At 67.2% G+C, this 11,400-nt stretch carries 12 protein-coding genes; 9 read left to right on the top strand and 3 right to left on the bottom strand.

Annotated elements, in window-relative coordinates; all coding sequences use genetic code 11:
• The first annotated feature begins 101 nt into the window (after nucleotides 1-101).
• From P7F68_RS15135 to P7F68_RS15125, 3 genes are all read left to right on the top strand, one after another.
• The gene (locus tag P7F68_RS15135) at nucleotides 102-557 is read left to right on the top strand and encodes a nuclear transport factor 2 family protein (RefSeq protein WP_002925220.1); all 456 of its coding nucleotides are present in this window, start codon (nucleotides 102-104) and stop codon (nucleotides 555-557) included.
• Nucleotides 558-620: 63 nt separating this feature from the next.
• Nucleotides 621-932 (top strand): hypothetical protein, encoded by a 312-nt coding sequence (locus tag P7F68_RS15130; RefSeq protein ID WP_277834361.1) that lies wholly within the window; start codon nucleotides 621-623, stop codon nucleotides 930-932.
• A 247-nt stretch (nucleotides 933-1,179) separates the two neighbouring features.
• Complete coding sequence (locus P7F68_RS15125) at nucleotides 1,180-2,256, top strand: alkene reductase (protein WP_277834359.1); 1,077 nt, start codon at nucleotides 1,180-1,182, stop codon at nucleotides 2,254-2,256.
• 256 nt (nucleotides 2,257-2,512) lie between these two features.
• On the opposite strand, the gene P7F68_RS15120 is transcribed toward P7F68_RS15125, so the two are convergent.
• The 3 genes from P7F68_RS15120 to P7F68_RS15110 all read right to left on the bottom strand — a co-directional run bounded on the left by P7F68_RS15120 (nucleotide 2,513) and on the right by P7F68_RS15110 (nucleotide 4,902).
• On the bottom strand, nucleotides 2,513-3,355 hold the full coding sequence (locus tag P7F68_RS15120) for a toll/interleukin-1 receptor domain-containing protein (protein ID WP_002939177.1): 843 nt from the start codon (nucleotides 3,353-3,355) through the stop codon (nucleotides 2,513-2,515).
• A 104-nt stretch (nucleotides 3,356-3,459) separates the two neighbouring features.
• A complete protein-coding gene (locus P7F68_RS15115) occupies nucleotides 3,460-3,747 on the bottom strand; it encodes a DUF1330 domain-containing protein (RefSeq protein ID WP_002925232.1) in 288 nt (95 codons plus the stop codon).
• A gap of 297 nt (nucleotides 3,748-4,044) precedes the next feature.
• Complete coding sequence (locus tag P7F68_RS15110; RefSeq protein WP_277834354.1) at nucleotides 4,045-4,902, bottom strand: DUF2971 domain-containing protein; 858 nt, start codon at nucleotides 4,900-4,902, stop codon at nucleotides 4,045-4,047.
• A gap of 244 nt (nucleotides 4,903-5,146) precedes the next feature.
• On the opposite strand from P7F68_RS15110, the gene npdG reads away from it, so the two are divergent.
• From npdG to cysD, 6 genes are all read left to right on the top strand, one after another.
• Nucleotides 5,147-5,827 carry an NADPH-dependent F420 reductase gene (gene npdG, locus P7F68_RS15105; protein ID WP_002939182.1) on the top strand — a complete coding sequence of 227 codons (681 nt, stop codon included), beginning with the start codon at nucleotides 5,147-5,149 and terminating at the stop codon, nucleotides 5,825-5,827.
• A 10-nt stretch (nucleotides 5,828-5,837) separates the two neighbouring features.
• On the top strand, nucleotides 5,838-6,605 hold the full coding sequence (cofE, locus tag P7F68_RS15100) for a coenzyme F420-0:L-glutamate ligase (protein WP_277834352.1): 768 nt from the start codon (nucleotides 5,838-5,840) through the stop codon (nucleotides 6,603-6,605).
• Nucleotides 6,602-7,552, top strand: coding sequence for a 2-phospho-L-lactate transferase (cofD, locus tag P7F68_RS15095; RefSeq protein ID WP_277834350.1), 951 nt, complete (start codon nucleotides 6,602-6,604; stop codon nucleotides 7,550-7,552). Before cofE ends, cofD begins: the two co-directional genes overlap by 4 nt.
• A gap of 303 nt (nucleotides 7,553-7,855) precedes the next feature.
• The gene (cofC, locus tag P7F68_RS15090) at nucleotides 7,856-8,503 is read left to right on the top strand and encodes a 2-phospho-L-lactate guanylyltransferase (protein ID WP_277834348.1); all 648 of its coding nucleotides are present in this window, start codon (nucleotides 7,856-7,858) and stop codon (nucleotides 8,501-8,503) included.
• Nucleotides 8,470-10,905 carry a 5-amino-6-(D-ribitylamino)uracil--L-tyrosine 4-hydroxyphenyl transferase CofH gene (gene cofH / locus P7F68_RS15085; protein WP_277834347.1) on the top strand — a complete coding sequence of 812 codons (2,436 nt, stop codon included), beginning with the start codon at nucleotides 8,470-8,472 and terminating at the stop codon, nucleotides 10,903-10,905. Before cofC ends, cofH begins: the two co-directional genes overlap by 34 nt.
• A 92-nt stretch (nucleotides 10,906-10,997) precedes the next feature.
• Nucleotides 10,998-11,400: sulfate adenylyltransferase subunit CysD (gene cysD / locus P7F68_RS15080; RefSeq protein ID WP_277834345.1), on the top strand; the 403-nt coding region annotated here is incomplete at its 3' end.

The following is an 11,400-nucleotide window of genomic DNA, read 5'->3' as shown; positions in this document are numbered from 1 at the left end:
ACCATCGTCCCTGGGCCGGGCGCGCGGTGCACATGCCGCCGCCCGGTTTTTTTCGTTTCCGCCCACCCCACGCAGGGGCGACGCCCCCACGGGAGCACACGATGAGCACCGCCGCCACCGCAATCTGCAACCTCCTCTACCGCTACGCCGAAGCCATCGACGAAGGCCGCCTCGAGGACGCCGCCGCCCTCTTCCGCCACGCCCGCATCGAGACCGGCGCTGCCGGCCCGCTCGACGCCGACGGCCTGCTCGCCCTGTGGCGCAAGATCCTCGTCATCCACCCCTGCGGCACCCCCCGCACCCGCCACCTCGTCACCAACCCCATCCTCGACATCGACGAAGCGGCCGGCACCGCACAGGCCCGCTCCTGCTTCACCGTGATGCAGGCCACCGACGCCTTGCCGCTGCAGATCATCGCCAGCGGCCGCTACCACGACCGCTTCGCCCGTATCGACGGCGAGTGGTGTTTCGTCGAGCGCGACTACCGCCAGCTCGACTTCACCGGCGACCTCAGCCAGCACCTGCGCATCGCGATCAAGCCTCGGCCGCAGCCCTGAACGCCCAAGCGGCGGCGCACTTCCAATAGACTGTGCGCCCCGACACCTCCGCTGCGCAGACCGATGAAGATCGACAAGCTCCCGCCCGGCGCCCGCTTCCACTGGAAAGGCGGCAACTACACCAAGGTCGGCCCGATGACCGCCGCAGCGGACAGCGGCGGGGTGGACTTCATCCCCAAGCACGCAACGCTCCAGCCCATCCCAGGCGAGGCATGGGCCACCGAGGCAGAAGAGGAACCCACCCCGGCACTGGATTCCGTAAAGGTCAGGGCCGCGTTCGAGACCTATCACCGCGCAGCGCTGCGGCTTGTGGACGACGCCGGACGGCTGGAACTGGAAAGCGCGCGCGTGCGCTTCCTGGCCGAGATCGGATGAGGCGCTTGCGCTGCATGGGTGACGCGCAAGGCAGCGGCGATCTGTCGCGCTAGGCGCTAATCTGCTCGGAGACCTCTATGAGATTTCCATCCGGGTCGCGCAGATACACGGAAAGTATGGGCCCGATCGCCCCAGTACGTCTGACGGGGCCTTCGATGATGGGCCTACAGCCTCGCACACTGCGCGGCGCCGGGTCCATGCAATCCACCATCCTCATTCACCCTTATCAACCGAGGACCGTTCTCTCATGACCGATCTGTTCACCCCGCTCCAGGCCGGCGACCTCCTCCTGCCGAACCGCATCCTGATGGCGCCGCTGACACGCTGCCGCGCCGAGGACGGCCACGTACCCGGCGAACTGATGGCCACCCACTACGCCCAGCGCGCCAGCGCCGGCCTGCTGATCGCCGAGGCGACGATGGCGATGGAAGGCAACTCCGCTTTCTGGCGCGAGCCCGGCATCCACTCCGAAGCCCAGGTCGCGGGCTGGAAGAAGGTCACCGACGCGGTGCATGCCGCCGGCGGGCGAATCGTGCTGCAGATCTGGCACGGCGGCCGCGCCTGCCACCCGCTGCTCAACGACGGCCGCCAGCCAGTGGCGCCCAGCGCGCTCGCGATCACCGGCGACGAAGTCCATACGCCCGAGGGCAAGCAGCCCTACGTGGTGCCGCGTGAGCTACGCGACGACGAGCTGCCGGCCATCGTCGCCGGCTTCGCACGTGCCGCCGAGAACGCGCGCGCCGCCGGTTTCGACGGCGTCGAGGTGCACGGCGCCAACGGCTACCTGCTCGACGAATTCCTGCGCGACGGCAGCAACAAGCGCAGCGGCCCCTACGGCGGCCCGCGCGAACACCGCGCCCGCCTGCTGTTCGAGGTCATCGAGGCGGTGTGCACGGTGTGGGGCAGCGGTCGCGTCGGTGTGCGCCTGTCGCCACTCAACAGCTACAACGACATGGTCGACAGCGACCCGCTCGGCCTCATCGAGTGGCTCGCCGGCTGCCTCAACGACTACCGCCTCGCCTACCTGCACCTGATGCGCGGCGACTTCTTCGGCAAGCAGCACGGCGACGTGATGACGCCGGCGCGGGCGATGTTCCGCGGCGTGCTGATCGGCAACATGGGCTACAGCGCCGACGAAGCCGAGGCCGCGATCGCCGCCGGCAAGATCGACGCAGTCGCCTTCGGCACCGCCTTCCTCGCCAACCCCGACCTGCCCGAGCGCATCCGTCGCAAGGCCGCGCTCAACGCACCCGACCCCGCGACCTTCTACACCCCGGGACCGCAGGGCTACACCGACTATCCGACCCTGGCTGCGGGCGCGTAAGGCCCCGCCACACGGCGCCGGCACGCAGTCCTCAGCGTGCCGGCCTCCGCACTCGTCCCCCGCATTGGCGCGTCACCAGGCGGCGGAACATCCCGAAGCGCCATCGGTGTCCCCGTGTATCAACCCGTTCCGGGAGCGGGCGGCCACACGGGTGACCGTACTTCGTGTGCCCGTAATCTGCGCGATATCGTTCAGTGAGCCGAGTGAATCTGCTTAACGTCTAGCTTTTAACTCAGTGAAGGGCCCGAACCTGCGGTTAGCACATTAGCGCAACGACGCGCCCCAAACCGGCCGCTTCGTGCTCGCCGACGCAGTCGATGAGTTCGAAGTCCCGGAGTGCTGCGGCCGTGCCAGTCACGGAGTGGCCTATCAGCGCGATAAGCTGCGGTCTGCCTACCGACCGATGAAGCTTCGTCGCCGCATCGATCTCGAACTGCACCCACCGGCTCTCCAAGGCGCCCGGCGAGAGGGCGACGATGAAGACATCGCACATACCGATGCTGCGCCGCAACTGATCAGCAACGGCCCGATCGCCAATGAGGGAATCGCGACCGAACCAACTGGCGAAGGGCATGAGCCAGTGCGGGATGTTGGCACGCTGAAGGACCCTGGCGACACGTCCTGCGAGTGCATCGTCTGACGAGGCATAGCTGACAAAACACGTTCGCTTGGTCGCAAGGTGGGGCATGAGCCCGAGGCGCTCGTCGTCGTCGGACCATTGCAGGCATTCCAGAAACTGTGCCGCGTCAAGCTGCGCAGCGAAGAAGCTCACGTGCCTGAGACGCGTCATGTACCAGATGGCACCCCGCAGGTCCGCATGGGAAAAACAGCACTGATACAGAGCCGCCTTAGAAAAGTTGGCGTTGATGCAAACCGCACTCGTCAGGTCGACTCCATCCAGCGCTGCATTGTCCAAATACGCATCGCTAAGGTCGGCGTGGGCAAGGTTCACATTGCTCAGTGTTCTGCCGCTCAGGAACGCATGGCGGAGTGAAGCGTGCTCGAAGTAGCGCTCTCCTCTCGCGTAGCGGGCCAGAAGTTCCTGGTGTCCAACAGGCGGTATGTAGCCTTGAGGCTTGCGATACTTGAACAGGGTCATCGGCGACCTCCTGGGCTGACTTCGCCTTAGTTGCGCTCGAAATTCCACGCATTCAACGTTGGAGGTAAGGAGCGCGTATCCGGGCTTCCGGTGGAGGGAGCAAACTAAGCCTCATACGACAGCAAGACCATTTCCGCTGCCTCCTGCCGAAGCGGGATGAGTGACTGATACGCAGCCGACGAAAACCAACTATTCAAAGCGGTGACGGTTGGAAAACGGATGACGACGATATCTGGATGTGGGTTATCGCCAGCAAGGGCAGCCAATTGTTTGCCACGAAAGACAAGTTCGCCTCCCCAAGGAGTTAATGTCCCAGGGACTTTGCTTCGATATTCCGCCCACATTTCGTGGTTCTTCACCGTGATGTGACCAACGACGTATGCGCCATTCATTCTCAAGAGTTCCAAAGGTGATTAAGAGTAGAGACACCCAACGAATAGGGTTTATCCCTCGCGCCGCAAGCGCCGTTCAGTGTGCGGGCGCCTGCCGCGAGGGATAAGCCTTGTCGAACTGAGCCGATCTGGCGGTAATGCTGCCGATTCTACGCTCGGGCCGGCAGCGCCCGGCCAACTCCGGCAATCCGTGATGATCTCGATCGTGTGCCAACGTTCGACCTCACAGCGGCCGGCCTTACGCTCAGTGGCGGTGCGAGCGTGCCGGTTTTTTCAACTGATCAATAGCCATCATATTCAGGAGCGCGAGCATCGGTCAGCCCAATACTTGAGCTGCTCGAACGAGTGAATCCGCTCGAAGCCGACAGGTTCCTCCTTGGCTTCTTCAGCATCCACCTTGCGCTTGAAGACGGGAATCTCCGGTGTGCAGCGGGCCGCAAGGTCACGAATGCAGTATTCATCTTCCTCGGAGATTCTCGGCCCCAGGAACACCCTGGTTATCGCGCTTCGTTCGAATGGAACAATCCGCGCTTCTGTAGCCTGCTCACTATCCGCCAAGAGGAGTAGCCTCCACTCTCCCTCGTCGCGCCAGTGCCAGTGCTTGATGCAGCACAGGGCACCACAAAGCCACTGGTCGAGAGTGAGCGAATCAGTGAGGAATTCCGATGGACACAACTCCAGGCGCCTCTCGACATACAACACTGGCATGAGATAGGAGGAAAACCCGGACCTGTCCGTTGATGTCGAGAACTCTATAACCGCACCTGTGTGATTGGCTCCGTACGTTCCCCACATCCTTTGATTGTTTCGATACTGCGAGAAGCAGGTTACGCCCGAGTGCCGCATGACACTAGAAAGCATTGCGTTAAGCTGCTGAATGAAATACGCGTAAGTCTCTGTCGCCTGACTCTCCAGATCGCCGCTCTTTATTGCCTCGACCGCCTCCTGCACGGAATCGAACCAGCGCTCGTGAACCAGTTGCTTTGCAAGCACGCGGTACTTGCTCTCGGGCACCTCGGTGTAGAGCGAACGGACACGAAACTCGTACAGGTCATTCAACTGCGAAACAGGGGCAAAGTAGAACGCGAGATCACGCACGATCTGCGCGACTCGAGGTGCAGATTGGTACTTGTAGACATAGTCAGGCTTCTCCATAACGCGCCCTGCACCTCCCATATGAGTCCGGCGTCATGTCATGGATTCAACATAGACGAGCACCATGGACTCGCAAGTGGATTGCGGGCTGGGGTGGCACCACGACCTCAGCCCGCAGAGCATCGGCCCCGCCAGCATGTCGTCCGATCGGACGATGCTCCCCGACCATCAACTCTCGTAGCGTGGTTGGCACCGCATGCGCCCGCAGCGCCGGGCGTTGCGCCTACCCCATGGAGACAGTTAGATGGTCATCGACAACACAACAACAATTGGCGTCATCGGCGGCACCGGCAAGCTGGGCGCCGCGCTTGCGCGCCGCTGGGCAAAGGCGGGGCTGCGCGTCGAGATCGGCTCGCGTGACGCCGGCAAGGCGCGCGAAGCGGCGGCTGCGCTGGCTGCGGAGACCGGCGCCGCGGTCGGCTCGGGGCTCAATGCAGACGTCGCCGCCCGCGCCGACCTGATCGTGGTCAGCGTGCCCTTTGCATCGCAGGTCGCCACGCTGGAGGAGATCCGCGCCGCGGCGGCCGGCAAGCTGGTGGTGGATACCACGGTGCCGCTGATGCCGCCCAAGGTGATGCGCGTACAGCTGCCGCCCGAGGGCTGCGCCGCACTGCGCGCCCAGCACACGCTGGGCGAAGCCGCCCGCGTGGTCTCCGCCTTCCACAACGTGGCCGCGCACAAGCTGGCGACCGATGAGGACATCGCCTGCGACGTGCTCGTGTTCGGCGACGACAAGGCCGACCGCGCCCAGGTGGTCGCGCTGGCCGATGCCGCCGGCCTGCGCGGGCTGCACGGCGGCGCCCTGGCCAACTCCGCAGCGGCCGAGGCGATGACCTCGGTGCTGATCTTTCTCAACAAGACCTATCGTGTCGACGGCGCCGGCCTGTGCATCACCGGCGAGCTCGACATGAACACCGACGCCTGAGGAGCCGGCCATGGGACGCCGGCTGTGTTTCGAAGCGCTTGCCGGCATCCCCGAGGTCCGGCCCGGCGACGCGCTGGCACCGATGATCGTGGCCGCGCTGGCGGCGAATGGCAGTGCGCTGGGCCACGACAGCATCGTCGTGGTGGCGCAGAAGATCGTGTCGAAGTCGGAAGGCCGCTTCGCCTGGCTCGATGAGATCGTCCCTTCCGCCAAAGCACAGGAGCTCGCCGACATCACGGGCAAGGATGCACGCCTGGTCGAGCTCACGCTGTCCGAGTCCAACCGCGTGCTGCGCGCGGTACCGGGGGTACTGATCGTGCGTCACCGCCTGGGTTACGTGATGGCCAACGCCGGCATCGACATGTCCAACGTGCCGGACGAGGTGGGCCGCGAACGCGCCCTGCTGCTGCCGCTCGACCCCGACGCCTCGGCCGCCGCGCTGCGCGAGGCCTTGCGCCTGGCTACCGGGCAGGCGGTGGGCGTGATCGTCAGCGACAGCTTCGGTCGCCCGTGGCGCAACGGCGTGGTGAATGTGGCGCTCGGCTCGGCCGGCATTCCGGCGCTGATCGACCGCCGCGGCGATACCGACCGCCACGGCCGCACGCTGCAGATCACCCAGACCGCGTTTGCCGACGCGGTGGCCGCCGGTGCCGCAGTGGTGATGGGCGAAGGCGACGAGGGCATGCCGGTGGTGGTCGCCAGCGGCTTCATGCCGGCCGCGCCCGAGACGGATTGCCGGGCGCTGGTGCGCCCGATCGACACGGACCTGTTCCAATGAGCGCACCCAGCATCCTCGCCCTGAGCGGCGGCGTCGGTGGCGCCAAGCTCGCCGACGGCCTGCTGCACGCGGCCGGCCGCGGCCGGCTCACCGTCGCAGTCAATACGGGCGACGACTTCACCCACCTGGGCCTTCACGTCTCGCCCGACATCGACACCGCGCTATACACGCTCGCCGACCTCGCCAACCCCGAGACCGGCTGGGGCCGGCGCGACGAGACCTGGACCTTCATGGACGCGCTGGCCCGCCTGGGCGGCGAGACCTGGTTCCGCCTCGGCGACGGCGATCTCGCCACCCACGTCGAGCGCACCCGCCGGCTGGCGGCCGGCGAGCCGCTGTCGGCCATCGTTGCCGACTTCGCGCGCCGCCTCGGCATCGACGCCGACATCGTGCCGATGTCCGACCAGGCGCTGCGCACCCGCGTGCAGACGGATGAAGGCACGTTCGACTTCCAGGATTATTTCGTGCGCCAGCAGTGCCGCCCGGTGACACGCGCGATCGAATTCGTGTTCGCACCCGACACGCGGCCCTGCGCCACGCTGGAACGAGCGCTCGCCGACGAGGCACTGGGCGCCATCGTGATCTGCCCTTCCAACCCCTACCTGAGCATCGCCCCCATTCTGGCCGTACCCGGCCTGCGTGCGCTGCTGCGTGCCCGCGGCGTGCCGATCGTTGCGGTTTCGCCCTTGGTCGGCGGCGCTGCGGTGAAGGGGCCGACGGCGAAGATCATGACCGAGCTGGGCGTTCCGGTAAGCGCAGACGAAATCGTCCGCCACTACGGCGACCTGCTCGACGGCTTCGTGCTGGATGCGCGCGATGCCCACCTGCGCGAGCGCATGGCGCTGCCGGTCCATGTCACCGACACACTGATGCTGAGCCCGGCCGACCGCGTCCACGTTGCACGAGAGACGCTGGCCTTCGCGGCCGCGCTGCACCACAAGCCCTGAGCGAATCGCGTTCCATCCCATTGACGCAATCGCTCGCCCGAAAAACCGAGCTTTTTCAGCTTTAGCCTGATTGCATTCAAAAGAAGCCCGCAAGATATTGTTTTGCTTGCGCTTTTTACTTCTCCCTGACAGACCATCAGCACGCCAAAGCGAGTAGCCGTCGTCGTATCTGAGGTGTTTCAATTTTGCCAAGGACAGCACCAAGACCATGCAGACACGACACTCCACCCCCCTCGCAACCCTGGCCACAACGCCTGCCACGCAGCGCGCCGGGTGTGCTGCCGCCTCGGCGGGAGCGCGGCCATGAGCTGCTGGGCCGTGGTGCCGCTCAAGGCACGCCGCCTCGGCAAGATGCGGCTGGCCGGCATGCTCGACGAAGCCGCCCGCGCCGGACTGGTGCAGACGATGCTCGACACCGTGCTGTCGGCCCTTGCGGATGCGCAGGAGATCGACCACGTCGCCATCGTCAGCAGCGAACCCGAGCGTATCCCCGCCGGCGTGCTGGCCCTGCCCGACCTCGGCCAGGGGCTGAACCCGGCCTTGAGCGCGGCCGCCGACAGGCTGCGGGACCACGGTGCGAGCTCGCTGCTCGTCATCCACGCCGACCTGCCTCTGGTGCGAGCGAGCGAGATCGACCGCTTCGTCCGCGCCGGACGGCGACAGGGGCTGGCGCTGGCGTCCGACCGCCACGGCACCGGCACCAACGCGCTGTTCATCGCGGACAGGCTGGACTTCCCCTTCCGCTTTGGCACGAACAGCCTGTCGCACCACCTGGCGGAAGCACGCATCCGTCGCATCACCCCGGCCCTGCCCGCATTGAACGGCCTCGCCATCGACATCGACACGCCCGCCGATCTCGCCTGCCTGCTGCCGGCAGCGGGCGTTTCCCTCAAGCCCTCCCGCTGGAGCCTGACGCCATGCACAACCTCGCCATGCACGACCTCGCTCTGAGCCGACTCGCCCGCGCGCGGGCAGGACACACGCTGTCGCCCGAAGACATCCACCTGCTGGCCGAGCACGCGTCGCACGCCGAGCTGCTGCAGGCCGCCGAGGCCCTGACCGTGGCCGGCCACGGCACCCGCGTAGGCTACTCGCGCAAGGTCTTCATCCCGCTCACCCGGCTGTGTCGCAACACCTGCGGCTACTGCACCTTCGCCACCACGCCGAAGGCGGTGCCGAGTGCCTACCTGAGCGCCGACGAGGTGCTGGCCATCGCCCGCGCCGGCGCGGCGGCAGGCTGCCACGAGGCCTTGTTCACCCTTGGCGAACGCCCCGAGTCGCGCTACCAGGCGGCGCGCGACGCCCTCGCCGCGCTCGGCCACGGCTCGACCATCGAATACCTGGCGGAGATGGCCGCGCTGGTGCATCGCGAGACCGGGCTGCTGCCGCATGTAAACCCCGGCACCATGAGCGCCGAAGAGATCGCCCTGCTGCGCCCGCTGTCGGCCTCGATGGGCATCATGCTGGAGTCGTCCTCCACCCGTCTGTGCGAGCGCGGCGGCCCGCACTGGAAGTGCGTGGACAAGCACCCCGACGTCCGCCTCGAGACCTTGCGCCTCGCCGGCGAGCAGGCGGTGCCGATGACCACCGGCATCCTGATCGGCATCGGCGAGACGCGGCGCGAGCGCGTCGATTCCCTGCTCGCGCTGCGCGACCTTAACGCGGCGCACGGGCACCTGCAGGAGATCATCGTGCAGAACTTCCGCGCCAAGCCGGGGACCGTGATGGCACGGGCGGACGAGCCCGGTCTGGACGATCACACCTGGACGATCGCGATGGCACGCCTGATCTTCGGCGCCCGCATGTCGATCCAGGCGCCGCCCAACCTGCGGCCTGGCGAGCTCGGCCCGCTGCTGCGCGCCGGCGTCAATGACTGGGGCGGCATCTCGCCGGTCACGCTCGATCACGTGAACCCGGAAGCAGCCTGGCCGCAGATCGACGCACTCGCCGCCGAGACCGCAGCCCACGGCCGCCACCTGCGCCCCCGCCTGCCGCTCATCCCCACCTTCGTGCGCGAGGCCGCGCGGTGGACCGACACCGCGATGTGCACCGCCCTGCTGCGCCGCGCCGACGCCAGCGGCTTCGCCCGCGCCGACGACTGGCTCGCCGGCACCGGCCAGGCCCCCTCGCCCGCCGCGCTGCGCGCCTTCGTGCCGCAAGCCGGCGCCACGGCGCCCTCGCAGGCCATCCGCGCGCTGCTCGACAAGGCCCTGGCGGGTCGCGAGCTGGCCGAGGACGAGATCGTGCGCCTGTTCGATGCGCAGGGCGCGGACCTGCACGCCGTGATGGCGGCTGCCGACCGCCTGCGCCGCGACACCGTGGGCGAGGCGGTCACCCACGTGCGCAACTGCAACATCAACTACACCAACATCTGCCAGCACCGCTGCGGCTTCTGCGCCTTTGCCAAGAGCCACGCCGCCTCCACGCTGCGCGGCCCGGCCTACCGCCTCGAAGCCGAGCAGGTCGCCGCCCGTGCGCTCGAAGCCTGGGCGCGCGGCGCCACCGAGGTGTGCATGCAGGGCGGCATTCACCCGCACTACACCGGCGACACCTACCTCGAGCTGCTGGCGGCGGTGAAGCGCGCGACGCCCGACATGCACATCCATGCCTTCTCGCCGCTGGAGATCCGTCACGGCGCCGCCACCCTGGGCCTGTCGCTGCACGACTACCTGCGCCGCCTGCGCGACGCCGGCCTGCGCACCCTGCCGGGCACGGCGGCGGAGATCCTCGACGACGAGGTGCGCGCCATCATCTGCCCGGACAAGCTCGACAGCGCGCAATGGCTCGAGGTGATGGAGGCTGCGCACGCAGTCGGCATGCGCAGCACCGCGACCATCATGTTCGGCCATGTGGATGCCCCGCGGCACTGGGCGCGCCACCTGCTCGCCATCCGCCGCCTGCAGGCGAAGACCGGCGGCTTCACCGAGTTCGTGCCGCTGCCCTTCGTGCATATGGAGTCGCCGCTGTGGCACAAGGGCCGCGCCCGCTCCGGCCCGACGCTGCGCGAATCGGTGCTGATGCACGCGGTCGCCCGCCTGGTGCTGCATCCGCTGATCCCGAACATCCAGACCTCGTGGGTCAAGATGGGCGCCGAAGGCGCGGCGCTGTGCCTGCAGGCTGGCGCCAACGACCTCGGCGGCACGCTGATGTACGAATCGATCACGCGCGCCGCGGGCGGCGCCAACGGCCAGTTGATGGAGACCGCCGACCTGCGCGCGATTGCGGCGCGCTGCGAACGTCCGCTGCGCCAGCGCAGCACGCTCTATGAGGCGGTGCCGCCCGCGGCCGATCGGGCCGCAGTCGGACCACCCCAACACCCGCGGCAGGTGCATAGGCTGCACGCGACCGCCTGAACCCCCACGCTCCACGCAGTACCGAACCGCGCCACCCCGGCGGCGCGGCCGGCCCCCTACGTCCCTAGATCCCGCAACAAGCTGGAGAATCCATGACACTCACCCACCTGCAACGGCTCGAAGCCGAAAGCATCCACATCCTGCGCGAGGTCGTCGCCGAAGCCGACAACCCGGTGATGCTCTACTCCATCGGCAAGGACAGCGCGGTCATGCTGCACCTGGCGATGAAGGCCTTCTACCCGGCCGTGCCGCCCTTCCCGCTGCTGCACGTCGATACGCGCTGGAAATTCCAGGAGATGTACCGCTTCCGCACCCGCATGGCGCAGGAGACGGGCATGGACCTGCTGGTGCACATCAACCCCGAGGGTGTGGAGAAGGACATCAACCCCTTCACCCACGGCTCGGCGATCCACACCGACATCATGAAGACCGAGGGCCTCAAGCAGGCGCTCGACCAGTACGGCTTCGACGTCGCCTTCGGCGGTGCGCGCCGCG

Origin of the sequence: Thauera mechernichensis (assembly GCF_029588855.1) — a bacterium.
In the GTDB taxonomy this organism is placed as follows: domain Bacteria; phylum Pseudomonadota; class Gammaproteobacteria; order Burkholderiales; family Rhodocyclaceae; genus Thauera; species Thauera mechernichensis.
The sequence above is the reverse complement of the archived record's forward strand: the minus strand, read 5'-3'. Positions and strand labels throughout refer to the sequence as shown.

Excerpts from the sequence above, each read along its gene's own strand:
- P7F68_RS15135 (WP_002925220.1), top strand. The coding sequence starts at position 102 with ATGAGCACCGCCGCCACCGCAATCTGCAACCTCCTCTACCGCTACGCC.
- P7F68_RS15130 (WP_277834361.1), top strand. The coding sequence starts at position 621 with ATGAAGATCGACAAGCTCCCGCCCGGCGCCCGCTTCCACTGGAAAGGC.
- P7F68_RS15125 (WP_277834359.1), top strand. The coding sequence starts at position 1,180 with ATGACCGATCTGTTCACCCCGCTCCAGGCCGGCGACCTCCTCCTGCCG.
- P7F68_RS15120 (WP_002939177.1), bottom strand. The coding sequence starts at position 3,355 with ATGACCCTGTTCAAGTATCGCAAGCCTCAAGGCTACATACCGCCTGTT.
- P7F68_RS15115 (WP_002925232.1), bottom strand. The coding sequence starts at position 3,747 with ATGAATGGCGCATACGTCGTTGGTCACATCACGGTGAAGAACCACGAA.
- P7F68_RS15110 (WP_277834354.1), bottom strand. The coding sequence starts at position 4,902 with ATGGAGAAGCCTGACTATGTCTACAAGTACCAATCTGCACCTCGAGTC.
- npdG (WP_002939182.1), top strand. The coding sequence starts at position 5,147 with ATGGTCATCGACAACACAACAACAATTGGCGTCATCGGCGGCACCGGC.
- cofE (WP_277834352.1), top strand. The coding sequence starts at position 5,838 with ATGGGACGCCGGCTGTGTTTCGAAGCGCTTGCCGGCATCCCCGAGGTC.
- cofD (WP_277834350.1), top strand. The coding sequence starts at position 6,602 with ATGAGCGCACCCAGCATCCTCGCCCTGAGCGGCGGCGTCGGTGGCGCC.
- cofC (WP_277834348.1), top strand. The coding sequence starts at position 7,856 with ATGAGCTGCTGGGCCGTGGTGCCGCTCAAGGCACGCCGCCTCGGCAAG.
- cofH (WP_277834347.1), top strand. The coding sequence starts at position 8,470 with ATGCACAACCTCGCCATGCACGACCTCGCTCTGAGCCGACTCGCCCGC.